Source organism: Methyloligella halotolerans (assembly GCF_001708935.1).
Taxonomy (GTDB): domain Bacteria; phylum Pseudomonadota; class Alphaproteobacteria; order Rhizobiales; family Methyloligellaceae; genus Methyloligella; species Methyloligella halotolerans.
In genome coordinates this window covers 232,365-257,500 of record NZ_MASI01000001.1, presented here as the reverse complement: position 1 = coordinate 257,500, position 25,136 = coordinate 232,365, and the positions used below count along the sequence as shown (strand labels likewise).

Below are 25,136 nucleotides of genomic sequence, written 5' to 3'. Positions count from 1 at the left end.
GACCGATGACCCGCAACCTGACAGACGACGAGTTCGCCCAGGAAATCGAGTCCAATCTGACGGCGATCGAGCGCCTGGCCGCATTCCATCGCGACGAGGCCGGCTGGGACGAGATCTGGGAAGGGATGTTCGCCATCATGGCCGGCCATAAGGCCGCGGTGCGTCACGCCTTCGGCCTCGATCCGCGCCGCTCTGTGCTCTATGCGGAGTTCCCCGACCTCCTTTGGTCGGCTTGCGACCCGCAGCATCCCATCGCCTACGACCCCGTGTTCCGGGAGTTCGGCATGCCGGTCTTCGACGGCGGTCCGTCCCGTATGACGTTGCCCTTCGACCCGTGGTCCGGCAAGAAGCTGCCGGGCTCGGTACGCGACGCCTATATGGATGAAGCGGAAAAGCGCTTCGGCCCCGACATCGGCATCCTCGACCAAATCCTCGACACCTTGCCCCAGGAGTTCCGCTCCGAGGCCTGGTGGATCGCCAGGGACCTCTGAGCACCGCCATGGACCGCCTGATCGCATCGCCCTACGCCAAGCGCCTCGCGAAAGAGCAGGGGATCGATCTGGCGCGCCTGACGGGGTCCGGCCCGAACGGACGCATCATCGCCCGCGACATCGAGGGCGCGCCGAAGCAGCCGCCAACCGCGACAACCGCCGCCGCGCCGCAAGCCCTATCCGACGAGACGATCCTCGCCCTCTACGAGCCGGACGGCTACGACCGGGTCGAACATTCCACCATGGCCCGGATGATCGCCGAGAAGCTGACCCAGGCAAAGGCGACCATCCCCCATTTCTACCTGACCGTGGATTGCGAGCTCGACGCGCTGCTGGCCACCCGCAAGAAGGTCAACGCGGCCTCACCCTCCGAAGGCCCGGACAAGTTTCGCGTCTCCGTGAACGACTTCCTGATCAAGGCCATGGCGCTCGCCCTGCAAAAGGTGCCGAAAGCAACGCGACCTGGACCGACGGCGGCATGCTCTTCCATAAGGCCTCGGACATCGGGGTGGCCGTGGCCCTGGAGGAGGGCGGCCTTCACACGCCGGTCCTGCGCGATGCGGACAGCAAATCCTTGCGGGAGATCTCCGTGGAGATGAAGGACCTGGCCAAGCGCGCACGGTCCAAACGGCTCGCCCCGCATGAATATCAGGGCGGCGTGACCGCCATCTCCAATCTCGGCATGTACGGCATCAAGCGCTTCTCGGCGATCATCAACCCGCCTCAGGCCAGCATCCTCGCCGTCGGTAAGGGCGAGAAGCAGCTCGTTCCGCGGGGTGAGGGTATCGCCACGGTCACGACCATGTCTGTGACCCTCTCCTGCGACCACCGGGTGATCGACGGCGTTCTCGGCGCCAAGCTTCTCGCCGCCTTCAAGTCTTTCGTGGAAGATCCCGTCATGATGCTGATCTAGGGTCGTCTCATGACATCGGACATCGATTACCGCCCAGCAACACTTGCCGATTCTTCCGCGCTCGCCGTCCTTATCGACATCGCCGGCGAGGGCCTTCCCGCGTTTCTCTGGCGCGGCCTGAAGGCACCCGGCCAGTCGGTGCTCGAGTTCGGCCGCTACCGTGCCAGGCGGGAGGAGGGCGGGTTCTCATACCGCAACGCCATCATCGCCGAACTGGACGATGAGATCGCCGGCACGCTGATCGGCTACCCGCTCGACGATCCCTACGAGCTGGGCAATCTGGACGAGCTGCCGGAGCTGCTGCGGCCGATGGTCAAGCTCGAAGCGCAGGCGCCGGGCTCCTGGTATGTGAACGTCCTCGCCACCTTCCCGGAATTCCGCCGGCGGGGCGTGGGCGAAGGTCTGTTGGCGGTCGCCGACGAAAAGGCGCGCGAAGCGGGAGCGGCGACCTTGAGTGTCATCGTCGGAAGCTGGAACCAGGGCGCCGCCCGGCTATACGAGCGCGCGGGATACGTCGAAAGCGCCCGCCAGGAGGCTCACCCGCCGGCCGAATGGACCCATCGCGGCGAATGGGTGTTGATGGTGAAAGCGCCGGAGACGGCTCCCTAGGATCGTGCGCCATGCGCGCCAGAGCTCTGATCATCGCGGTTCCCGCAGCGGCAGTCCTGGCCGGTGGTCTCGGCCTGGCTCTCACCTTTGCGGCCGATCTTCTGCCCTGTAGTGGCGAGCAGCTTAGCTGCAATATCGAGGCGGCGATCGGCGTCTCCGCAACATTGATAGCCGCAGGCACAGGCCTTTTGGCGTTTGCCCTCGCGCTTATTATCTTCAGAAAGCGCAGCGCGGCCGACTGGGCATGCGGCCTCCTGCTGCTGGTCCTTGCGGTCTGCTTTATCGTCTCGCGTTCGGAGACGTATTGGGGACTTGCGGACGACCCGTATCGCTGGATGAGGACCGTGCTCGTGATATGGGCGCCGCCGCTCATAGCGGTGGTCGCCCAGTGGCTAGTGGTCCGCAAGCTCGTGGTCCAGTAGACGTCGAGGCCGGTATACGCCTTAGCCGCGTTGAGCCTATAGTTTGATTGGCCGAAGCGGGAGTATTCCCCCTCGGTGTCCGCGGAGACGGCTTCCCGAGCGAAGCCGGGATGGATTGTCCATGGTGACGTTGATCGACAGGCGAGGAGGAAGAGGGCCAAGGCCGGACTCCCCACGCCCGCGCCATCCCGAGAAGATGCGCCTTCCGGACACGCCAGCGGTACCCAAACCTTCCTGGATCCGCGTGAGGGCGCCGGGGGGAGAAGCGTTCCGGGAGACCCGGAAGATCGTCCAGAGCCATGGGCTCCATACGGTCTGCGAAGAGGCCGCCTGTCCCAATATCGGCGAATGCTGGGACAGGCGCCACGCGACCTTCATGATCCTCGGCGAGATCTGCACCCGCGCCTGCGCGTTCTGCAACGTCGCCACCGGCAAGCCCCACGCTCTCGATTCCGAGGAACCGGAGCGCGTCGGCCGGGCGGCCGGCGATCTCGGCTTGGAGCATATCGTCATCACCTCCGTCGACCGGGACGATCTGAAGGATGGCGGCGCACGTCATTTTGCCGAGACCATCGCCGCGATCCGCCGATATGCGCCCGCCACCACCGTTGAGGTCCTCACCCCGGATTTCCGGAAGAAAGAAGGGGCTCTGGAGACGGTCATCGCCGCGAAGCCCGATGTCTTCAATCACAACCTGGAGACCGTGCCGGAGCTTTACCGGCGCATCCGCCCCGGCGCCGATTATCGCCACTCCCTGGATCTGCTGAAAAACGTCAAACGCCGCGATCCGGCGGCCTTCACCAAGTCCGGCATCATGGTGGGACTGGGCGAGACCGATGAGCAGGTCTTCGCCGTGATGGACGACATGCGCGAAGCGGATATCGATTTCCTTACCATCGGACAATATCTCCAGCCCACCCGGAAGCACGCGGCGCTCGAACGCTACGTGACCCCGGAAGCGTTCGCGCGCTATAAGGACCTGGCCTACGAGAAGGGCTTTCTACTCGTGGCCGCCAGCCCACTCACCCGCTCGTCCTTCCACGCGGGCGAGGACTTCGCGAAGCTCCGGGCCGCCCGCGAAGCGACGCTCCGCAGCTGAACCGACAACACAAACGAATATCCCGGCATGCACACTTACGAGGTCACTCACCGCGTCGGCCACTCCGCCCGCAACATGTTCGATCTGGTGGCCGACATCGAGAAATACCCCGGCTATCTGCCGCTCTGCGAGGATTTGAAGATCGTCAGCACCGAAGAGCGCAACGACAAGCGTGTGCTCATCGCCAAGATGCAGGTCGGCTACAAGCTGATCCGGGAGAGCTTCACCACCGAGGTGGTGCTCGATCCGGCGGACCGGCTCATCCTGGTGGAATATCTCGACGGCCCGTTCTCCTTTCTGGAGAACCGCTGGCGCTTCATGCCGCTGACCGACACGTCCTGCGACATCCATTTCTTCATCCGCTACAGCTTTCGCTCGCGCATGCTCGAGCGAATGATGGGCGGGTTGTTCGCCAAGGCGGTTCGCAAATATTCCGAGGCCTTCGAGGAGCGCGCGAATCAGATCTACGGACCGCCCTCCATGAAGCCGCGCGCTATCGGCGCGTAGCCTTTGGTGCAGGAGCGCGGACTTTAGTCGAGAATCGAGGCGAGAAGCTTGAGCGCCCGGTCCACGCTCAGAGAGCGGACCTCCGTGCGGCCGGCATCGCCGAACAGCATGCGCTCCGAAATCGGCTGCTCCCCGCGCCGCGCCGCGGCGAGATAGACCAGTCCCACCGGCTTTTCGGTCTCCTGGCCGCCGGGCCCCGCGATGCCGGTGATCGAAAGCCCGACATCGGCGCCGGAGCGTTCGAGCACGCCTTCCAGCATGGCGAACGACACCGCCTTGCTGACAGCGCCTTCCGCCGCGATCAGCTCTGCCGGGACGCCTAACATCTCCGTCTTCGCCCGGTTGGAATAGGTGACGTAGCACCGGTCCACCACCGCCGAGGAGCCCGGGATGGCCGTAAGCGTACCGGCCAATAAGCCGCCGGTGCAGGATTCGGCAAACGCCATCTGCAGCCCGAGTGCCTTCGCGCGGTCGAGAACGGCCGTCGCCTGGGTCTCCAGGCTCTCGCCGATGCAGATAGTTTCCGTCTGGTCCAGGTCGCTATGCATGTCCGTCACATCAGGCTGATCGTCACCGTCGCCATGGCCGCGATCCCTTCGCCCCGGCCGATTGCGCCGAGGCCCTCCTGGGTCGTCGCCTTGACGCCGATACGATCCAAGGTCACGCCGAGCAGCTCCGCAATGCGGCTGCGCATCGCATCCCTGTGAGGGCCGATCTTCGGCGCTTCGCAGAGGATCGTCACGTCCGCATTGATCACCCGCCCGCCGCGCTCGGTCACACGGCGCAGGGCCTCGGTGATGAAGACGGCCGAATCCGCCCCCGCCCATTGGGCGTCCGATGGCGGAAAATGCATGCCGATATCGCCGTCGCCGATGGCGCCGAGCAGGGCGTCGGTCAGCGCATGCAGCACGACATCCGCATCGCTATGGCCGGACAATGCCTTGTCGTGAGGGATCGAAACGCCCCCCAGAACCACCGCATCGCCGTCGCCGAAAGCGTGCACGTCGTAGCCGGACCCGACCCGCAAGCCGTCCAGCCGGGTCGTTCCCGTCAATCGTGCCTCCGCCAAAACGAAATCCTCATTGGTCGTCACTTTCTGATTGGCCTCCGAGCCTTCGACCTGAGCGACCGGCAGTCCGTACCACTCCGCGATCGACGCATCGTCGGTGAAATTCATGCTGAGGCCCACCGCCGCCCGGTGCGCATCGAGAATGTCCTGGAACCGGAAGCCTTGGGGCGTCTGCGCACGCCACAGCCCGGCCCGGTCCACGGTCTCGGTCACGATGCCGTTCTTGCTCCGCTTCAGCGTATCGGTGACCGGCAAGCAGGGAAGGGCGCCCATGGTGGTCTTCAGGCTTTCCACCACCCGCTGGATCAGCGCCGCATCGACGAACGGCCGCGCCGCATCGTGGATCAGCACCTGATCCGGCGCATCCGCCGCCAAGGCCTCGAGCCCCGAGCGCACCGAATCCTGCCGATGGGATCCGCCGACCACCGCCGGACGCAGCTTGTCCAGAGCGCCCTCAAGACCCGCTGCGATCCCATCGTAACGCTCCTGATCCCCTTCATGGATCACCACCAGCACATCCGTCACGGCCTCGTGGGCGCTGAACGCCTTGATGGCGTGCGACAGCATCGGCGCACCGCCGATTTGGCGATATTGCTTCGGCGTCTCGTCCGCTCCGGAATCGGACGGAGCCGCCGTGCCGGCGGACTGGAGCGCTCTACGGCCACGCCCGGCGGCCACGATTAACGCTGCAACTCTCACAAAAACTCCCCCTTCGCCTTCAATTTCAAGCCGTTAAGCACATTGTCGCAGCCGCATGATTGCCGTGTTGCTCCGCGGCACAAACCTGCGTATCGTGCCCAATTAAATGTCATTACGCAGTCTTGCGCAAAATTTGTGCACCATAGCGGGTCGAGGGGTACCGTCCTATTGCAGGCCTTGAGTAAACAGTCGGCATCCGAAACGGCCGGCACGTCCAGCTATTCGCTCGAAGCGCTTTTGGGCGCTCTCCCGCATCCGCTCCTCGTGGTGGGTGATAATCTTCAGGTCGAATACGCCAATAGCGCAGCGGAAGACTTTTTCCAAATGAGCATTGCCGTGCTAAGCCGGCATACGCTCGAGGATGTCGTCGCCTTTGGCAGCCCGGTGATTTCGCTCGCCGAACAGGTCCAGCGGACCGGCAGCACGGTCAACGAGTACGGTGTCGAGCTGTCCTCGTTCCGGCTCGACGCGCCCAAGCTGGTGGACCTCTATGCCGGTCCCGTGCCCGATGCGCCGGGCAAGGTGCTGATCATGCTCCAGCAGCGCTCCATCGCCCAGATGATCGAGCGCCAGCTCAACCACCGCGGTGCCGCGCGCTCCGTATCCGCGCTGGCCGCCATACTGGCCCACGAGATAAAGAACCCGCTCTCCGGAATAAGGGGGGCAGCGCAGCTCCTGGAGACCAACACAGACGAAGCCGATCGCGCGCTGACCCAGCTTATCTGCAACGAATCCGACCGCATCCTGAAGCTGGTGGACCGGGTCGAGATCTTCGGCGACGAGCGTCCCCTGGAGCGCGAGCCCGTCAACATCCATGACGTGCTGGACCATGTGAAGCAGATCGCCGTCAATGGCTTCGCCCGCCGGGTGAAGATCGTCGAGAACTACGACCCGTCCCTGCCGCCGGTTCCTGGCAATCGCGACAAGCTGGTGCAGGTCTATCTCAACCTGATCAAGAACGCCGTGGAGGCGATCGGTGACGATCAGGCCGACGGCCAGATCACCCTGTCGACGGCATTCCGCCCCGGCGTGCGTCTGTCGCTCCAGGGCGGCCGGTCTCGGGTAAGCCTCCCGCTGGAGATCTCCGTGGAGGACAACGGCTCGGGCATCCCGCCGGACCTCATGCCCAATTTGTTCGATCCGTTCGTGACCACCAAGCAGACCGGCTCCGGGCTGGGCCTCGCCCTGGTGGCCAAGATCGTGAACGACCATGGCGGCATCATCGAATGCGACTCCCGACCGAAGATGACGGTGTTCCGCACCCTCATGCCGGCGGCGGAAGGCGATCTCGTACCCAACCAAAACAAAGAAAACGGCCAGGATTGAGCATGGCGAAGGGCAACATACTCATTGCGGATGACGATGCCGCCATTCGGACGGTTCTCAACCAAGCCCTTGCCCGCGCAGGCTATTCGCCCCGCGCCACAGGCAATGCCTCGACACTGTGGCGGTGGATCAGCCAGGGCGAGGGGGATCTGGTCATCACTGACGTGCTGATGCCCGACGAGAACGCCTTCGAGCTCATTCCGCGGGTGAAGAAGCTGCGGCCCGAACTTCCCGTTATCGTCATGAGCGCCCAGAACACCTTCATGACCGCCATCACGGCCACGGAACGAGGTGCCTACGAATATCTGCCCAAGCCGTTCGATCTGAACGAGCTGGTGGCCGTCGTCGGACGGGCGCTCGCCGAGCCGCGCAAGAAGAGCCAGCGCCTCACCCCCGACGACAACGAGGGCATGCCGCTGATAGGCCGCAGCCCCGCCATGCAGGACATCTACCGGGTGCTCGCGCGGCTGACTCAGACCGATCTCACGGTCATGATCACCGGCGAGTCCGGCACCGGCAAGGAACTCGTAGCCCGCGCGCTCCACGAATTCGGCAAGCGCAAGACCGGGCCGTTTGTCGCCATCAACATGGCCGCGATTCCGCGGGAGCTTATCGAATCGGAGCTGTTCGGCCACGAGAAGGGCGCCTTCACCGGCGCCCAGAACCGCCATATCGGCCGCTTCGAGCAGGCCGAGGGGGGCACGCTCTTCCTGGATGAGATCGGCGACATGCCGATGGAAGCCCAGACCCGGCTCCTGCGCGTGCTTCAGGAGGGCGAATACACCACTGTCGGCGGGCGCACGCCGATTCGCACCAATGTGCGGATCATCGCCGCCACCAATCGCGACCTGAAGCAGCAGATCGACCAGGGCTTCTTCCGGGAAGATCTCTATTACCGGTTGAACGTCGTGCCGCTGCGGCTTCCGCCCTTGCGGGAACGCCTGGAGGACATCTCCGACCTCGTCCGCCACTTCCTCGCCATCGCCGAGAAGGAAGGCTTGCCGCCCAAGAGCGTCGAGCCCGGCGCCATCGAGCGCCTCAAGCGCTACCACTGGCCCGGCAATATCCGCGAGTTGGAGAACCTGGTCCGCCGCCTGTCGGCCATCTACGCCCAGGACATCATCACCACGGATATGGTCGAAGCCGAGCTCGCCAGCACGACCCGGCCCGCCTTCGACAACCAGGCCGAGCAGCCGGGCGACCTGTCCGAGTCCGTGGAGCGCTTCCTCAACGACTATTTCATGGGATTCGGCCAGGAGCTGCCGCCCCCCGGCCTTTATAATCGCATCCTGAAGAAGGTCGAATTTCCGCTCATCACCGCGGCCATCACCGCCACCCGGGGCAATCAGATCCGCGCCGCCGATCTTCTGGGCCTAAATCGCAATACGTTGCGTAAGAAAATCCGCGACTTAGGGATCAAGGTGATACGCTCGCCCGGCGGTTGAAGCGAATAAGCTGTGGATGAAGCGAAAGACTGGGAAAATCTGCTCGCCAGTCGCCAAAGCGCCACAATGTGATCTTATTGCATCAGGGCTGCGTCAGCGGATGGTTACCGCTGTCCGAATCGCATTTCCTGACGGACCTTTTTCGCGCCCCATATGCGTTTTGGCCGTTTGCTAGCAGAGGCAGGTTGGGGGAGTGGTGAGTAGCGTTTTTCAGAGACTACGCAACGCCGTCACCAAGCGAGACGCCCGAGGGGACGCCGACGCCGACCAGGCCCGCGACGATGCCGCTGCCGAAACGTCTGAGGATCCTGCCTTGGACGAAACCGGCTCTGAAAGCGCCGCCTCGCAACCATCACCGGAAAACTCGACAGAGGACACGGCCGGCACCGCCGGCAAGGTCACAGGCAAGATCGCCGGCAGGCGCCATAGACGGCGCGTCTCGCGCCGCATCGCCTTCACCCTCGGCCTCATCACCATGGTGCTGTCGCTCATCTCGGGCCTCGCCACCTATCTCATCCTGACCGGGCTGACTCCGATCGTGCCGAGCCACGAGGTCGTGATCGGCGTGCTGATGATCAACGGCGCCTGGTGCTCGCCATGGTTGCCGTGCTGGCCTGGCAGGTGACCGGGCTGTTCCTGGCAAGGCGACGCCAGACGGCCGGCGCTCAGCTCCACGTCCGCATCGCGAGCCTGTTCAGCGTCATTGCCGTGGTCCCGGCCATCCTGCTGGCAATCTTCGCCACCATCTCTCTGGATCGCGGCCTGGACCATTGGTTCTCGGACCGCACCAAATCCATCATCCAGAATTCCATCGATGTGGCGACGGCCTATCTGCAGGAGCATGGCCAGGTTATCCGCGCCGACACGCTCGGCATGGCCAAGGACATCGACGAAGCGGTCGCGCTGGTGCGCTCGCGCCCGCAAGGCTTCGGCAACTTCCTCACGGCTCAAGCCGCCATCCGCGCCCTGCCGATCGCCTATCTGATCGATGAGAAGGGGGAGATCCTCGCCACCGCCGCGACCTTGCCCGACTTCACCTACCGGCCACCGCCGGAGAAGGCCATGGAGCTGGCCAAAAGCGGCCAAGCCATCGTGATCGCACCGGGCAAGACCAACATGGTCGGCGCCATCAAGGCGCTGGAGAATTTCAACGACACCTATCTCTATGTCATCCGTCCGGTGAACGCGAAGGTGCTGACCCAGCTGCGCCAGACCCGCGCATCCGTCGCCGAGTATCAGCTTCTCGAGCAGCGCCGCGCCGGCGTCCAGGTCGCCTTCGGTTTGATGTATATCGCCATCGCGCTGACCCTGCTGCTCTCCGCCATCTGGATCGGCATGTGGTTCGCCAACCGCCTGGTCGCCCCGATCGGCAAGCTCATGAGCGCGGCGAAGCAGATCTCCGAAGGCAATCTGAATGTCGAAGTCCCGGTGAACCGCGCCGATGGCGATCTCGCCATGCTCGGCACCACCTTCAACACCATGGCGGCCGACCTGAAGAGCCAGCATGACGAGCTGGTCGGCGCCAATGCCAAGGCCGAGGAGCGGCGCCGCTTCATGGAAGCCGTGCTCTCCGGCGTCACCGCCGGCGTGATCGGCGTCGACACGGAAGGCGTCATCACTCTGGTGAACCGCTCGGCGGAGAACCTGCTGGACGTCAAGAACAAGGCCATGACCGGCAAGCCGCTGGAGAAGATCGTGCCCCAGTTCGGCCCGATCCTGGACCGGGCTCAGAAGCAGCACAGCAAACGGCTGCTAAACGATCAGATCACTCTGCGGGTCGGCGATCAGGAACGCTATTTCGCCGTCCGCGTCACGGCCAAGGGCACGGGGCGGAACCTGGAAGGCTACGTGGTGACCTTCGACGACATCACCGAATTGGTGAGCGCCCAGCGCTCCACCGCCTGGGCGGATATCGCCCGGCGCATCGCCCACGAGATCAAGAATCCTCTTACGCCGATCCAGCTTTCCGCCGAGCGCATCCGCCGCAAATGGGGTGACAGCATCACCAAGGACCGCGAGATCTTCGACCAATGCACCGACACGATCATCCGCCAGGTCGGCGATATCGGCCGCATGGTGGACGAGTTCTCAGACTTCGCGCGGATGCCGAAGCCGGTCATGGAGCTGCACGATCTGCGCGACATCCTCCGCGAGGCGATCTTCCTGTTCCAGGTGAGCCGCAACGAGATCGACTTCGAGATCGAGGTGCCGTCAGAGCCGGTCATCACAATGTGCGACCGCCGCCTGCTGTCCCAGGCGGTCACCAATCTGGTCAAGAACGCCAGCGAAGCCATCGACAGCGCCTTCGAGGCCGACCCCGACCGTACCGAGAAGGGGAAGGTCGTCGGCAAGCTCGAAGTCACCGGCGACCATATCGAGCTCAGCGTGATCGATAACGGTTGCGGCCTTCCCCAGGAGAACCGCCAACGCCTGGTCGAGCCCTATATGACGACCCGCACGAAAGGCACCGGCCTGGGCCTCGCGATCGTGCAGCGGATCGTTGAGCAGCATGGCGGCGTTCTTCATCTCTCCGATGCCCCCAAGCGGGACGGCGCGACCGGCGGTGCAGCCATTCGCGTCGAGCTGCCCCTGGTGGAGAAGGAAGACGATACCGATTTCGAGAATGACGAAACGGACGACGAAGTCTCAAGCCCCGCGACGGCCGAGGCCGCCGAAGACGCGGGCGAGAAGCAAAAAGAGGGAGTGAGCGATGGCATCTGACATTCTAGTGGTCGACGACGAGGCCGACATTCGCGATCTCATCTCCGGACTCCTGGAAGACGAGGGCCACGAGACCCGTCTCGCCAAGGACAGCGACGACGCCCTTGCCGCCATTGAGGAACGCCGGCCGACCCTGGTGATCCTGGATATTTGGCTGCAGGGCAGCAAGCTCGACGGCCTGGAGCTGCTCGATGCCATCAAGCAGGTTCATCCGGATCTTCCGGTGATCATCATCTCCGGCCACGGCAATATCGAAACCGCCGTCGCCGCTATTCAGCGCGGCGCCTACGATTATATCGAGAAGCCGTTCAAGGCCGACCGTCTGGTGCTGATCACCGCTCGCGCCCTGGAAGCCTCACGCTTGCGCCGGGAGAACCGGGAGCTGCGAGAGCGGAGCCCGCACTCCACGGAGATGATCGGCCATTCCGCCGCCATCTCTCAGCTCCGCCACGCCATCGACAAGGTCGCCCCGACCAACAGCCGCGTGCTCATCACCGGTCCCTCGGGCTCCGGCAAGGAGCTGGCCGCCCGCGTCCTCCACGACAAATCCGCCCGCGTCGACGGCCCCTTCGTCGTGATGAACGCCGCCGCCATGGTTCCCGATCGTGTGGAGCTCGAACTGTTCGGCACCGAGGAGGGGACGGGTCCCCGCAAGGTCGGTGCTCTGGAGGAGGCCCACAAAGGTACCCTCTATATCGACGAGATCGCCGACATGCCCCTGGAAACCCAGGGCAAGATCCTGCGTGTGCTCGTGGAGCAGCGCTTCCAGCGCCTCGGCGGCGGCTCGAAGGTGCATGTGGACGTCCGCATCATTTCGTCGACCGGCCGCGACCTGCAGAAGGAGATGGCCGCCGGCAACCTGCGCGAGGATCTCTATCACCGTCTCAACGTGGTCCCGATCAAGGTGCCCGGACTGTCGGAGCGCCGCGAGGACATCCCGGACCTGATCCGCTACTTCATCCAGCAAATCTCAGCCACCACCGGCCTGCCGCCGCGGACCATCGGCGAGGATGCCATCGCCGTCCTTCAATCCCACGATTGGCCCGGCAATATCCGCCAGCTTCGCAACAATGTTGAGCGGCTGATGATTCTGGTTGGCGGCGATCCGGACAGCACGATCACCGCCGACATGCTGCCCGACGAGATCGTTTCACCCGTGCCGCTCTCGATAAATGGCGGCGGCGGGGAGCACCTCATGTCGCTTCCGCTGCGCGATGCGCGGGAGATTTTCGAACGGGAATACCTGCTCGCTCAAGTGAACCGGTTCGGCGGAAATATCTCCAGAACCGCCGAATTTATCGGCATGGAGCGGTCCGCGCTCCATCGCAAGCTGCGCGCACTCGGTGTGAACGCGGCCGAAAGAACCGCTACGGCCCGCTAAACGCGCCGTCGGCATACGCTAGTCTTTGCTTGCAGATTCGGGCTTCCATCGCGTCTAATGGCCGGTCTAGGGAGAAGGAAGACAAAGCCCCCTCTAAAATTGGGGGCCATAAGCCACGAAGGGGACGGGGAAGCCCATGGCATCAGAGCGCGCTCAGAGTCTACAGGATACTTTTCTAAACCACGTAAGGAAAACTAAGACGCCTCTCACCATATTTCTGGTGAACGGTGTGAAGCTCCAAGGCGTGGTGACCTGGTTCGATAGCTTTTGCGTCCTGCTGCGGCGGGACGGGCATTCGCAGCTGGTCTACAAGCACGCCATATCGACCATAATGCCGGGGCAGCCGATTCAGCTGACCGACATGGGCGAGGCGGAAGGCGCAAGCGAGTAATTGCGGCAAAACGATCCGAGACGACAAACCGACAAGGGCAAGGACGGTAGCGGGGAGGAATCTGCGCCGGCTTTCGACCCGTCGCGCGCGGTCGTGTTCTCTCCGCATCTGGAAGGAAAAAGCGGCAGCCGGGGTATGCCGGGCGGCGACGCCGTAGCCACGCGCTCGCCCGAGGCAAGGCTGGAAGAGGCCGTCGGCCTCACCCGCGCCATCGAGCTCGACGTAGTGGCCGAAGGTGTCGTGCCCGTGCCCAATCCGCGTCCCTCGACCTTGTTCGGCTCCGGGAAGGTGGAGGAGCTGAAGGGCATCATCCGGGCCGAAGAGGCCGAGCTCGCCATCGTCGACCATCCCCTGACGCCGGTGCAGCAGCGTAATCTGGAGCGCGCCTGGAACGTCAAGGTGCTCGACCGCACCGGGCTCATCCTGGAGATCTTCGGCGAACGGGCGCTGACCAAGGAAGGTCGCCTCCAGGTCGAGCTGGCCCATCTCACCTATCAGAAGGGCAGGCTGGTCCGCTCCTGGACCCATCTGGAGCGCCAGCGCGGCGGCGTCGGGTTTCTCGGCGGTCCGGGCGAAACCCAGATCGAGGCCGACCGGCGCATGATTCAAGAGCGCATCACCTCGATCCGCCAGGACCTGACGCAGGTGCGTCGGACCCGCGCCCTCCATCGCAAATCCCGTGAGCGGGTGCCGTATCCGACCGTCGCGCTTGTCGGTTACACCAACGCCGGCAAATCGACCCTCTTCAATCGGCTGACCGGCGCCGAGGTGCTGGTCGAGGACAAGCTCTTCGCGACCCTCGATCCGACCATCCGCGCGATCCGGCTGCCCGGCGGCTCCAAGGCCGTGCTCTCCGACACGGTGGGCTTCATCTCCGAGCTCCCCACCATGCTGGTGGAGGCCTTCCGCGCCACCCTGGAAGAGGTCGAGGAAGCCGACCTCATTCTCCATGTTCGCGACATCGCCGATCCCGATTCCGAAGGTCAGCGCAGCGACGTGCTCAATGTGCTCGCGGAACTCGGCATCGATGCCGAAGCGGCCCCCGAACGTATCCTCGAGGTCTGGAATAAGATCGATCTGCTCGAAAAAGAGGCACTCGTCGCGGCGACCAATGCCGCACCGCGGGATAGCGGCAATCCGGTCATGATCTCCGCCATCACGGGGGAGGGCATCGAGCGTCTTCTGTCCGAAATCGAGCGCCGGCTCAACAGCTCGCGCGAGCGGCTGCAGATCTCCCTGGGCCCGGAGGAAGGGGCCCTGACCAATTGGATTTACGAGAATTGCGAGGTTGTCGAGCGCAACGAACGCGGCGAGGGCGTCGTCGAGCTTGGGGTTCGCATCGCCCCGGAAAAGCGCGCCCGGCTGGCCAAGCTCGCCGGCCCCGAAAGGCTCCCACCAGCTGCCGAATAATTCGGCGCTACCGCGCTGCAGCATCGGTTTTGTCTTGCGCTGCAACAGACCGCAACGCCACAGATGCTTGAGTCAGAAGGCAAATTCCGAGTATGACAGAATCCTCCGCGTGCGGCGGAGGGGGTATGAGATAGAGCCGCAGGACGTCGCCCTGGACCTCAGGTTCCGGCGCGCTGCTCTCTTTGCGGATACGTTGGGAAAACACCTTCGAGATGAAAAAAGACAAGGTCATCACGGCTGACCAAGCCATCGCCCTGATCCAAGACGATGACGTGATCTGCACGACCGGTTTCGTCCAGAGCTGTATTCCGGAGGCGCTTCATGCCGCCCTGGAGAAGCGCTTCGTGGAGAGCGGCGGACCCAGGGGTCTGACCCTCATCATGTGCGCCGGCGCCGGCGACAGTAAGGGCCTGGGCACGGGCCGCCTGCATCACGAAGGTCTATTGAAGCGCGTGATTGCCGCAAATTTCGGCCGCATGCCGAAAGTCGCCGAGGCGGCCGCCAACAACCAGATCCAGGGCTACAACCTGCCTCAGGGCGTGATCTCGAAGCTCTACCGCTCCTGCGCCGCCGGCCAGCCGGGCCTTTTCTCGAAGGTCGGCCTCCACACCTATGTCGATCCGCGCCTGGACGGCGGCAAGGTCAACAAGATGACCGAGGACGACATCGTCTCGGTGGTCGAACTCGATGGCGAGGAGTGGCTGTTCTACAAGGCCACACCCATCGATGTGGCCTTCATCCGGGCCACCTCGGCCGATCCCTCCGGCAATCTCAGCATGGAGAAGGAATCCCTGACCCTCGACTGCCTGGCCCAGGCCATGGCCGCCTACAACAATGGCGGCATCGTCATCGCCCAGGTCGAGCGCATCGTGGAGCAGGGCTCCATCATGCCCAAGGACGTGAAGATCCCCGGCATCATCGTCGACTGCGTAGTGGTCCCCGAGGAAGCCGAGCTGCACCGGATGAATTACGGCGTGATGTACGACCCCGCGCTCGCCGGTGAGATCCGGGTGCCGGTCGATGCGATCCCACGGCTTCCCCTGGACGAGCGCAAGATCATCGCCCGGCGCGCATCCTTCGAGCTGCCCATGAACGGCGTGATCAATCTCGGCGTCGGCGCGCCGGACGGCGTGGCTTCGGTCGCGGCGGAGGAGAAGGTGACACCCTTCCTCACCATGACGACAGAAGCCGGCGCCATCGGCGGCGTTCTGGCGGGCGGATCGAGCTTCGGCTCGTCGGTCAATGCCGACACCATCATCGACCAGAACCAGATGTTCGATTTCTACCATGGCGGCGGTCTCGACCTGACCTGCCTCGGCATGGCCGAATGCGACGCAGTTGGCAACGTCAATACCTCCCGCTTCGGCGGCAAGCTCAACGGCTGTGGCGGCTTCATCGACATCTCGCAGAATTCACGGGCGGTCGTCTTCGCCGGCACCTTCACTGCGGGCGGCCTGGACATCGCGGTCGAGGATGGCGAGCTGCGCATCCTGCAGGAGGGCAAGCACCGCAAATTCGTGAAGGCGGTCAATCAGATCACCTTCTCCGGCAAATATGCGGCGTCGAAATCCCAACCCGTGATCTACGTCACGGAGCGCTGCGTCTTCCTGCTGACGCCGGAGGGGCTTGAGCTGATAGAGGTCGCCCCCGGCATCGATATCGAGCGCGATATCCTGCCTCACATGGATTTCGACCCGATCATCAACAAGCCGGTGAAGATGAACTCGAAGATCTTCGTCGACGGCGCCATGAACCTCATGGACGATCTGCTGAACCTGAACCTTGCGGAACGCGTGTCCTACGATCCGGACCGCAACATCCTCTTCCTCAACCTGGAAGGCTGGAGCGTGCGCAAGAAAGCGGATGTGGACGATCTCCAGAAGGTTCTCGTGGAGGCCTGCGAGAAGGCCGGCAAGCGCGTCAATGCCGTGGTCAACCACGACGGCTGCCGCATCGCCGACGATCTCTACGATCGCTATGCGGGCATGATCGAGCACATGATGGACCACTACTACTCCTCCACCACCCGCTACACGACCTCTGCCTTCATGCGCATGAAGATGCAGGAAGCCCTGAGCCGCCGCGGCCTGCCGCCTCATATCTTCGAGAGGAAGGAAGAGGCCCACGCAGCCCTGGAGCCGGAGGCAGAGACCGAGGCTGAAGAGCCCGTCGCGTAGGCCTCATACGGCGCAACGAGACGAAACGAGAGCAGGGCGGCTCAGCCGCCCGCTTTCTCCTTACGCTTCGCCGCGTCCCAGAGCGCGTCCATTTCTTTCAGCGTAGCGTCTTCCATGGGCTTGCCGTCCGCCATCAGCGCCTGTTCGATGGCTTGGAAGCGCCGGCGGAACTTCTCGTTGGCGCCCCGCAGTGCCGCCTCCGGATCGATCTTGAGATGGCGCGACAGGTTCGCCATCACGAAGAGCAGATCACCGAACTCCTCCTCGACATGCGCCTGGTCGCCGGACTGGATCGCTTCCTTCAGCTCGCCGAACTCCTCCTCCGCCTTGTCGAACACGGGCGCCATCTCGGGCCAATCGAAACCCACCCGGGCCGCCCGCTTCTGCAGCTTCACCGCACGGGAGAGGGCGGGGAGGGGGAGGGGCACATCGTCCAGAAGAGAGGAGGGGGCGCCCTGCTCTCCACGCGCCTCTTTCTCCTGCGCCTTGATCTCGTCCCAGCGCCCGGAGCCCAAGAAGCTGTCGCGTAGGCTGGGATCGTCGAACACGTGAGGATGCCGACGAACCATTTTCGCGGCAATGGCGTCCACCACATCGTCGAACGCGAAGGCGCCTTCCTCGTCAGCCATCTGCGCGTGGTAGACGACCTGAAAGAGCAGGTCGCCAAGCTCGTCCTTTAGAGCCGCACGATCGTCCCGCGCGATGGCGTCTGCCACCTCGTAGGCTTCCTCGACGGTGTAGGGCGCGATGGAGGAAAAATCCTGCTTGGCGTCCCACGGGCAGCCGGTCTCCGGATCCCGCAAGCGCCGCATGATGGCGAGCAGCGCGTCCAGCGTGTAGCGGCCGTCGGCGTCTTTTCCGAACTCTGTCTCGTTGGCCATTCAGGATACCGGTCCGTGATGAGGTGGTCGGGAAGGGCGCTCCGCAATTCTCAAGCTTGCGCGACTCGGCCTATCATAGCGGTCAGGCGCGGCCCAAGCCTCCCCCCTCCACTCGGGAAAGTATCTGCCATACAGGGCGACCGATCATCCGAACCGACTGTTCGAGCATGCGCATAAGGAGGGGCTGCGAAATCCTGCTCGCCTCAGGAGGTTATCGATGAAGCTTTCCGCGCCCATTTACCGTCTCAAGCACCAGGCAAAGCAGCTCGCCCGCCAGGCGAACATCCCGCTCCACACAGCCCTCGATCGCGTCGCCCGGCAGGAAGGCTACAGCCGATGGAGCCTGCTCGCCGCCAAGCATGCGGACGCCGGCCCGGCGACGCGTCTCTTTCCAAAACTGCGGCCCGGCGAGCTGATGCTGCTCGGCGCACGGCCGGGCCAGGGCAAGACGCTGCTCGGCTTGGAGATTGTCGCGGAGGCGATAAGACAAGGCACGCCGAGTTGGGTCTTCAGCCTCGAGGAGACGGAGGAGACCCTCGCCGCCCGCTTCCGCGATCTGGGCCTCGATACCGGCCGCTTCGACGGCCTTCTGAACCTCGATTGCTCCGACGCCATAACGGCCGCTCACATCGTCGGAAGGCTCGAGGATGCGCCCAGAGGCACGCTGGTCTTGGTCGACTATCTCCAGCTCCTCGATCAGCGCCGCGAGACGCCGCCACTGGCAGAACAGGTGCGAACGCTGAAGGTCTACGCAGAGGAGCGAGGGCACGTCGTGATCTGCCTGTCGCAGATCGACAGGCGCTACGACGCCGAACGCAAACCATGTCCTGACATCAGGGATGTGCGTCTGCCCAACGCACTCGACGTCGCGCTGTTCGACAAGTCGTGCTTCCTGCAGAACGGGAAGGTGCAGCTCAGCCCGTCACCATAGAGTGGTGGCACGGCACTGATTTATCGTTTCGGAGGAAGAGGTTAGCGCTGCAGGGGAAGAGGATAACTGCAAGCGATTTCCGCGCCGGCCCCTGCAAATCCGCCCATATCCGAAATTCGCATAAGGTATATTATGGAAAATATACGGATATGGGCCTCGGCGCGAGATCCGCTAAAATTGCAACGATCGGGCGAGCGTCAAAACCGTCCGCCCGATCGAAGCGCGTGCCCTATTTCTCGTACTGGTCGCGCACCAGACGATCCAGCAGCCGCACGCCGAAGCCCGACCCCCAGCTGCGGTTAACGTCGGTCTCAGGGCTCCCCATCCCCATGCCGGCGATGTCGAGATGCGCCCAAGGCGTCTCCGGCTTCACGAAGCGCTGCAGGAACTGTGCGGCGGAAATCGAGCCGCCCCACCGTCCGCCGGTGTTCTTGATGTCGGCGACCTTGGAGTCGATGAGCTTGTCGTATTTGGGACCGAGGGGCAGACGCCACAGCTTCTCGCCACTCTCCTCCCCTGCCTTGATCAGCTCGTTCGACAGGTCGTCATTATTGGAGAAGAGACCGGCATGCTCCTTGCCGAGCGCCACCATGACGGCGCCGGTCAGCGTTGCGAGGTTGATCATCGCCTTCGGCTTGAAGCGATCCTGGGTGTACCAGAGGCAGTCGGCCAGAACCATCCGACCTTCCGCGTCGGTGTTGAGCACCTCGATGGTCGTGCCCGACATGGCTTTCACCACGTCGCCGGGCCGCGTGGCATTCCCGTCAGGCATGTTCTCCACCACGCCGATCACACCGACCGCATTCACCTTGGCCTTGCGCTCGGCGAGCTCATGCATGAGACCGACCACGCAGGCCGCGCCGGCCATGTCGCCCTTCATGTCTTCCATGCCGCTGGCGGGCTTGAGCGAGATGCCGCCCGCATCGAACACGACGCCCTTGCCGACGAAAGCGACGGGCGCCCCGCCCTTCTCGCCGGCGCCGTTCCACTGCATCACCACCACGTGGCTCGGCTGGGTGCTGCCCTGGCCGACGGCCAGGAGCGCGTTCATGCCGAGGCGCTTCAGCCGCTGCTCGGTCAGAACCTCGACCTCGACGCCGAGCTTGGCGAGTGTCCGGGCGCGCTTGGCGAATTCCTGAGGGGTGAGCACATTGGCCGGCTCGTTGACCAGGTCGCGCGCGAAGTTGACCCCCTTCCCCACCGCCTTCTCCTTGGCGAAGGCGCGCTGGGCCGCCCGCGGATCGGCGCAATGGATGACGATCTTCTTCAGGGTCTTCTCGGGCGTCTTCTTGCCGTCGTCGCTCGCGTTCTTCTTCGATTTGTATTTCTTGAAACTGTAGGAGCGCAGGATCGTGCCGAGCGCGAAGTTCGCGATATCCTCAGCCGAGATCTCGGCCTTCACCCCATCGAGGAAGACGTGGGCCTCGGGCGCTTCTTTGCCGGTGACGGCCGCCCTCACCTTCCCTCCAAGATTGAGCCAGTCCTCGCCGGTAATCTCGTCCGGCTTGCCGAGACCGGCGAGCACGATGCGAGAGCAATTCAGGGACGCCGGTGCCAGGAGATCCACGGAGCTTTCAGCCTTGCCCTTGAAGTCCGTCATCTGCATGGCTTTGGTCAGAAGTCCCTTGGACTCCTTGTCGAAAGCCTTGGCGGACTCCGTAAGCTTAGGTCCTTCCTCCGCAAAAACCACGACGACACCGTCGCTTTTGGCGGTCAGGTTGGCGAAGGAAATCGATGTCTGATCTGTCAAAGGATTGCTCCGTTAGGATCGCTCTATGCACATGCCGCGCCCGATTGCCGCGCAGGGTAGCTTTTGCCGGAAAATCACGAGAAAAGAGGCCCTGCGGATGGTGCAATCGCGCAACAGCGATCAAGATAATGCTTCGGCGTAACTACCGGCTGCCGCGGCGGAAAGCAAGCGGCGTGCCTGGCCGAATTTCCGCCATTTTACCCTGTGTTTATCCCTTCAGGCGCTAATTTTCGCGGGGCTCGGGGGAAACCCGCGCGGTGCCGATTGGGGGGGCGCATGACCGGGGGATACTGTACATCGCCATGATGTCCTTCCGCCCAACACTGTTCAGCCGGTATGTGTTCCGGCAGGTGGCGAGCGCGTTTTTGCTCATCTTGCTGACGCTGACCGGCATCGTCTGGATGGCGACGGCGCTGAAGCAGCTCGACCTGCTCACCTCCAAGGGACAGGGAATCCTCCTGTTCCTGCACATGACGATGCTGACCCTGCCCAGCCTGATCGGCCTCATCGCGCCGAATGCGGTGCTGATGTCGGTGCTCTACACCCTCGACCGCATGAACAGCGACAGCGAGGTCATCGTGACCGCCGCCTCCGGCGGCACCATCTGGCGCATCGGCTCCGCCCTCCTCGCCCTCGCCGCCATCGTTTCGAGCCTGATCTTGATGATCAACGTGTTCGTCACTCCGGCGAGCTCCCGCGCCCTGCGCGATCTGATCCTCGAGGTTCGCACGGACCTGATCTCCCAAGTCCTTCAGCCGGGCCGCTTTTCCAGCCCCATGACCGGGCTGACCTTCCATATTCGGGATCGCGACGATTCCGGCGACATGCTGGGTCTGCTCGTCCATGACGAGCGCGATCCCGAAACCACCATGAGCTATCTCGCCAAGCGCGGCCGCATCCTGAAGCACGACGGCGACGCGTATCTGGTGATGTTCGACGGCCAGGTTCACCGCTCCAACAACGCGGAGACCGACAAAGGCGTGCAGATCGTCGATTTCGACCAGTACATGCTGAACATCTCGACCTTCTCCCCCACCGGCGACAGCGACCGCACCCTGAAGCCCAAGGAGCTCTCGCTCTGGGAGCTGCTCAACCCCGATCCGGAGAACGTCAAAGGCGGCATGGGCAAGATCCGCTCAGAGCTGCACGAGCGTATTTCCTCCCCCCTCTACCCCATGCTGTTCACCTTCCTCGCGGTGAGCGTGCTGGGCCATGCGCGCACAACCCGTCAGAGCCGCTGGGGACCCGTCATGTTCGTCGTCGGACTGGCCATCGCCGTGAGAATTGCAGGCATCACAATGACGAACCTTGTTGCCCTGAATCCATGGGCGGTCGTGCCGCTTTATGCTATTCCAGTCATTGCGATTCTCGTTGCGGCGTGGGCCGCGCACGTTAGAATGGCGCCAGAATTGCGATCCAAACTGAGCGTGGACCTTAAGTCCAAGCTCCCAAACATAAAATTCGGGATCGCACGGGGGATTAAGGCGAAGTGAGAGCGCAGATGCCAGGCATCAGTGCAGCAGGGACACTTGCGCGCTATTTTTCAGTGCGTTTCCTGGTGGCTATGGTCGCCGTGTTCGCCCTGTGCTGCCTGCTCATCTTTTTTGTCGATTTCATCGAGATGCTGCGGCGCGCCGGCAATTACGACGGCGATATTTCGCCGGCGATGCTTATCGGCATCACCCTGTTGCGGGTGCCCTCCTTTTCCGAGCTCACCCTGCCCTTCGCCGTGCTGATCGGCACCATCATCGTTTTCGTGATGTTCAGCCGCTCGTCCGAGCTGGTCGTCGTGCGCGCCGCCGGTATTTCGGTGTGGCAATTCACCATTCCGGCCATCGTCGTCGCCTTCACGCTCGGGGTGACCTTCGTGCTGCTCTACAACCCGCTGGCCGCCATGGCGCGTGCCCAGGCCGAGGAGATGTATACGGCGGCGTTCGGCAAGGACGAATCCGTGCTGAGCAGCAGCAAGGGCGGTGCGTGGCTGCGCGAGGACGGCATCGACGGCCCCTCCGTTCTCCAGGCAACCCACGTTCTGAATCAAGGGCTTGAGCTGCGCGGCGTCACGGTCTTCCAGTACGACAAGGACAACAACCTGACGGAACGCGTGGCTGCCGAAAGAGCCATGCTGAAGAACGGCCGCTGGGAGCTGGAGAATGCGACGGTGACCCCGGTCGGCGCCGAATCCCAGCATCACGACCAGTATCTTCTGAGCACCTATCTCTCCCCCACCCAGGTGCGCGACAGCTTGGGCACCGTGTTCTCGATCTCGTTCTGGGACCTGCCCAACTTCATCGAAATCGCTGAGAAAGCCGGCCTGCCGGCGACCCAGTACCGCGTGCAGTACCATTTGCTGCTGTCGCGGCCCTTCCTGCTCGTGACCATGGTTCTGGTAGCGGCGACCTGCTCCTTGCGCGCTTTCCGCCAGGGCAACGCCCAGATGCAGGCCGTGGTCGGCCTGGTCGCGGGGTTCGGGTTTTTCCTGTTCTCGGAAGTATCCCGGAATTTCGCCCTTGCCGGGCTCACCTCGGCCATCGCGGCGGCCTGGGTGCCGGTCATTATCGCTGCAAGTCTTGCGGTAACTGTTCTCCTGTATAAGGAGGATGGATGATGGCGTTTGTAACGAGTATGCCGCGATTTGCGCGCCGGGCTCTGCCCGGCCTTGCTGCGTCTAAGGGCGAGATTTTCTCCCGTGCGCAGCGCGGTTCTGCACGTCTGCTGTCTGCCCTCGTCCTCGGCATTCTCGTCGGCTCTTGCTTCGCCTTCCCCCGCGCGGCAATGGCCCAGAACGAGGACAATCTGAACAATATCGTCAGCCCGCCGAAGATCGACGAAAACGCGCCGATGCTCTTGCAGGCCGACGAGATGGTCTACGACAACGACTCCAACAAGGTCACGGCCAAGGGCAGCGTCGAGATCTATTACGGCAACTACACCTTGCTGGCCGACCGGGTCGTCTACGACCGCAGCGCGAACACCCTGTCCGCCGAGGGCAATGTCCGCATCAAGGATCCCGACGGCGCCGTCATCAGCTCGAACCAGATGACGCTGACCGACGATTTCCGCGACGGCTTCATCGATGCCTTGAAGGTCGTGACCCAGGACGACACGCGCATCGTCGCCAATACCGCCCAGCGTCAGGCCGGCAACGTGACCGAGTTCCAGCAGGGTTGGTTCACGCCCTGTAAGCCGTGCAAGGACAACCCGGACAAAGCACCGACCTGGCGTATCCGGGCGAAGGAGATCACCCACAACAAGGAAGATGCGACGATCACCTTCCGTGACGCCGCCTTCGACCTGTTCGGCGTGCCGATCGCCTATACGCCCTATCTGCAGACCGCCGACCCGACGGTGAAGCGCAAGACCGGCTTCCTGATGCCCGTCTATACGCACTCCAACGACCTCGGCAACACGCTGACGACGCCCTACTACTTCGCGCTGTCCGACCATTACGACTTCACGTTCTCGCCGATGTTCACCACCAAGCAGAACGTGCTGTTGCGCGGCGACTGGCGTCACCGTCTGGCCAACGGCTCGTATCACGTGGAGCTCGCCGGCGTTTACGACAACGGCGACCCCGACAGCCCCGCCAACACCGATTTCCGCGGCAGCATCAAGACCGCCGGCCGCTTCGCCCTGAACCCCTACTGGTCATGGGGCTGGGATATCCTGGCGGAATCCGACGATACGTTCCGGCGCTTCTATCAGCTCGACAGCTATCTGAAGACGGACCGGGTCTCCCAGGTCTATTTGGAGGGCTTGCACGACCGCAACTACATGAGCATGCGGGCGTACTACACCGACGGCCTGATCTATTACGATGACGACGAGTCCAAGTCGCGCGTCCACCCGATCATCGACTACGACTACATCGTCGATCAGCCGATCCTCGGCGGCGAGCTGAGCTTCAACTCCAACGTCATGAGCCTCTCCCGGGTCGACGCGGAGGACAGCAACCGCGTGATCATGGAGGCCGACTGGCGCCGCGAGATGATCGACGGCATGGGCCAGGTCTACACGCCCTTCGCCCGCCTGCGCGGCGACGCCTACGGCATCTCCGATTACCCGCAAGGCGACGAAAGCTCCCTCGTCCGCGGCAATGCGGTCGCGGGTGCGGAATACAAATATCCGTTCGTCGCCAACACGGGCAGCGTGACCCACATTATGGAGCCCGTGGCCCAGCTCATCGCGCGGCCCAACTCCGTCGGCGACCAGGAAAACGTCCCGAACGAAGACGCCAACAGCCTGGTGTTCGACGACACGATCCTGTTCGAGATCGACAAGTTCTCCGGCTACGACCGGATCGAGACCGGCACCCGCGCCAATGTCGGCGTGCGCTACACCGCCCAGCTGTTCTCGGGCGCGTATATGCGCACGGTCTTCGGCCAGAGCTATCAGCTCGCGGGCGACAGCCCGTTCGCGGAAGGCACCGGCCTCTACAACGACACGTCCGATTACGTGGCGGGTGCCTACATCCAGGCCAACGACTATCTCGGCTTCTCGGCCCAGAGCCGCTTCGCCGAGGACGATTTGGACATCCGCCGGACCGATCTCGGCGCCAATGCGGATTACGGCCCGATCTCCGTCTCGGTGAACTATGCGGACGTCCCGCATGACAACGACTTCTACGTCGAGGACCGCGAAGAGGTCCGGACCCGCGGCGCCCTGGCCGTGACCGACAACTGGGCCCTGCTCGGTCAGCTGCGCTACGACCTGGTCGACGATCTGACCCTGCAGGACGGCATCGGCCTGCGCTATCAGGACGACTGCTTCACCTTCGCCCTGACCTATCTGCGCTCTAACTTCGAAGACCGGGATATCGACCCCGACAAACGCATTATGGCCCAGTTCTCGTTTAAGTATCTTGGCGACTACGAGCTGAAAACCGACGCCTCGACCTTCGATTCTGAAAACTAG

General features: G+C 63.5%; 21 protein-coding genes and 1 pseudogene. 18 read left to right on the top strand and 4 right to left on the bottom strand.

Annotation, left to right across the window (positions count from 1 at the left end; translation table 11 throughout):
* Positions 1–5: 5 nt before the first annotated feature.
* The 6 genes and pseudogenes from A7A08_RS01320 to A7A08_RS01290 all read left to right on the top strand — a co-directional run bounded on the left by A7A08_RS01320 (position 6) and on the right by A7A08_RS01290 (position 4,041).
* The gene (locus A7A08_RS01320) at positions 6–491 is read left to right on the top strand and encodes a DUF6980 family protein (RefSeq protein WP_069093754.1); all 486 of its coding nucleotides are present in this window, start codon (positions 6–8) and stop codon (positions 489–491) included.
* Positions 492–499: 8 nt separating this feature from the next.
* Positions 500–1,404 (top strand): annotated as a pseudogene (locus A7A08_RS16115) (2-oxo acid dehydrogenase subunit E2).
* Positions 1,405–1,413: 9 nt separating this feature from the next.
* On the top strand, positions 1,414–2,013 hold the full coding sequence (locus tag A7A08_RS01305) for a GNAT family N-acetyltransferase (protein WP_069093751.1): 600 nt from the start codon (positions 1,414–1,416) through the stop codon (positions 2,011–2,013).
* An 11-nt stretch (positions 2,014–2,024) separates the two neighbouring features.
* Positions 2,025–2,435 (top strand): hypothetical protein, encoded by a 411-nt coding sequence (locus tag A7A08_RS01300; protein ID WP_069093750.1) that lies wholly within the window; start codon positions 2,025–2,027, stop codon positions 2,433–2,435.
* A gap of 121 nt (positions 2,436–2,556) precedes the next feature.
* On the top strand, positions 2,557–3,534 hold the full coding sequence (gene lipA, locus A7A08_RS01295) for a lipoyl synthase (protein ID WP_069093749.1): 978 nt from the start codon (positions 2,557–2,559) through the stop codon (positions 3,532–3,534).
* Positions 3,535–3,561: 27 nt separating this feature from the next.
* The gene (locus A7A08_RS01290; RefSeq protein ID WP_069093748.1) at positions 3,562–4,041 is read left to right on the top strand and encodes a type II toxin-antitoxin system RatA family toxin; all 480 of its coding nucleotides are present in this window, start codon (positions 3,562–3,564) and stop codon (positions 4,039–4,041) included.
* A gap of 23 nt (positions 4,042–4,064) precedes the next feature.
* Here the strand turns inward: A7A08_RS01290 and A7A08_RS01285 are convergent, their stop codons facing one another.
* Both A7A08_RS01285 and A7A08_RS01280 read right to left on the bottom strand, forming a co-directional pair.
* Positions 4,065–4,589, bottom strand: coding sequence for a CinA family protein (locus A7A08_RS01285; RefSeq protein WP_069094254.1), 525 nt, complete (start codon positions 4,587–4,589; stop codon positions 4,065–4,067).
* A gap of 5 nt (positions 4,590–4,594) precedes the next feature.
* A complete protein-coding gene (locus A7A08_RS01280; RefSeq protein ID WP_069093747.1) occupies positions 4,595–5,809 on the bottom strand; it encodes a bifunctional 2-C-methyl-D-erythritol 4-phosphate cytidylyltransferase/2-C-methyl-D-erythritol 2,4-cyclodiphosphate synthase in 1,215 nt (404 codons plus the stop codon).
* A 177-nt stretch (positions 5,810–5,986) separates the two neighbouring features.
* On the opposite strand from A7A08_RS01280, the gene A7A08_RS01275 reads away from it, so the two are divergent.
* The 8 genes from A7A08_RS01275 (at position 5,987) to A7A08_RS01245 (ending at position 16,660) form a co-directional block, all read left to right on the top strand.
* Entirely contained in the window at positions 5,987–7,135 is a 1,149-nt protein-coding gene (locus A7A08_RS01275) for a two-component system sensor histidine kinase NtrB (RefSeq protein WP_245290772.1), read from the top strand.
* 2 nt (positions 7,136–7,137) lie between these two features.
* The gene (gene ntrC / locus A7A08_RS01270; protein ID WP_069093745.1) at positions 7,138–8,580 is read left to right on the top strand and encodes a nitrogen regulation protein NR(I); all 1,443 of its coding nucleotides are present in this window, start codon (positions 7,138–7,140) and stop codon (positions 8,578–8,580) included.
* 196 nt (positions 8,581–8,776) lie between these two features.
* Positions 8,777–9,205: a hypothetical protein gene (locus A7A08_RS15815; protein WP_141693790.1), complete on the top strand. Its 429-nt coding sequence runs from the start codon at positions 8,777–8,779 to the stop codon at positions 9,203–9,205.
* Complete coding sequence (locus tag A7A08_RS01265) at positions 9,178–11,301, top strand: sensor histidine kinase NtrY-like (RefSeq protein WP_245290799.1); 2,124 nt, start codon at positions 9,178–9,180, stop codon at positions 11,299–11,301. Before A7A08_RS15815 ends, A7A08_RS01265 begins: the two co-directional genes overlap by 28 nt.
* Positions 11,291–12,682 (top strand): nitrogen assimilation response regulator NtrX, encoded by a 1,392-nt coding sequence (gene ntrX / locus A7A08_RS01260; RefSeq protein ID WP_069093744.1) that lies wholly within the window; start codon positions 11,291–11,293, stop codon positions 12,680–12,682. The genes A7A08_RS01265 and ntrX overlap by 11 nt, the downstream gene beginning before the upstream one ends.
* Positions 12,683–12,818: 136 nt before the next feature.
* Entirely contained in the window at positions 12,819–13,073 is a 255-nt protein-coding gene (hfq, locus tag A7A08_RS01255; protein ID WP_069093743.1) for an RNA chaperone Hfq, read from the top strand.
* Between the two features lie 135 nt (positions 13,074–13,208).
* The gene (gene hflX, locus A7A08_RS01250) at positions 13,209–14,483 is read left to right on the top strand and encodes a GTPase HflX (RefSeq protein ID WP_083226430.1); all 1,275 of its coding nucleotides are present in this window, start codon (positions 13,209–13,211) and stop codon (positions 14,481–14,483) included.
* Positions 14,484–14,695: 212 nt separating this feature from the next.
* Positions 14,696–16,660 (top strand): acyl CoA:acetate/3-ketoacid CoA transferase, encoded by a 1,965-nt coding sequence (locus tag A7A08_RS01245; RefSeq protein WP_069093741.1) that lies wholly within the window; start codon positions 14,696–14,698, stop codon positions 16,658–16,660.
* Between the two features lie 41 nt (positions 16,661–16,701).
* Here A7A08_RS01245 and mazG read toward each other — a convergent pair whose 3' ends face one another.
* Positions 16,702–17,541, bottom strand: a complete 840-nt coding sequence (mazG, locus tag A7A08_RS01240) for a nucleoside triphosphate pyrophosphohydrolase (RefSeq protein WP_069093740.1) — start codon at positions 17,539–17,541, stop codon at positions 16,702–16,704.
* 217 nt (positions 17,542–17,758) lie between these two features.
* Here mazG and A7A08_RS01235 point away from each other — a divergent pair, with 217 nt between their 5' ends.
* Entirely contained in the window at positions 17,759–18,472 is a 714-nt protein-coding gene (locus A7A08_RS01235; protein ID WP_069093739.1) for a DNA helicase, read from the top strand.
* A 229-nt stretch (positions 18,473–18,701) separates the two neighbouring features.
* On the opposite strand, the gene A7A08_RS01230 is transcribed toward A7A08_RS01235, so the two are convergent.
* A complete protein-coding gene (locus tag A7A08_RS01230; protein WP_069093738.1) occupies positions 18,702–20,222 on the bottom strand; it encodes a leucyl aminopeptidase in 1,521 nt (506 codons plus the stop codon).
* A 302-nt stretch (positions 20,223–20,524) separates the two neighbouring features.
* On the opposite strand from A7A08_RS01230, the gene lptF reads away from it, so the two are divergent.
* The 3 genes from lptF to A7A08_RS01215 are packed head-to-tail and all read left to right on the top strand — an operon-like array spanning position 20,525 to position 25,136.
* Entirely contained in the window at positions 20,525–21,715 is a 1,191-nt protein-coding gene (gene lptF / locus A7A08_RS01225) for an LPS export ABC transporter permease LptF (RefSeq protein ID WP_069093737.1), read from the top strand.
* Between the two features lie 8 nt (positions 21,716–21,723).
* Entirely contained in the window at positions 21,724–22,830 is a 1,107-nt protein-coding gene (gene lptG, locus A7A08_RS01220; protein WP_069093736.1) for an LPS export ABC transporter permease LptG, read from the top strand.
* Positions 22,827–25,136, top strand: coding sequence for an LPS-assembly protein LptD (locus A7A08_RS01215; RefSeq protein ID WP_083226346.1), 2,310 nt, complete (start codon positions 22,827–22,829; stop codon positions 25,134–25,136). Before lptG ends, A7A08_RS01215 begins: the two co-directional genes overlap by 4 nt.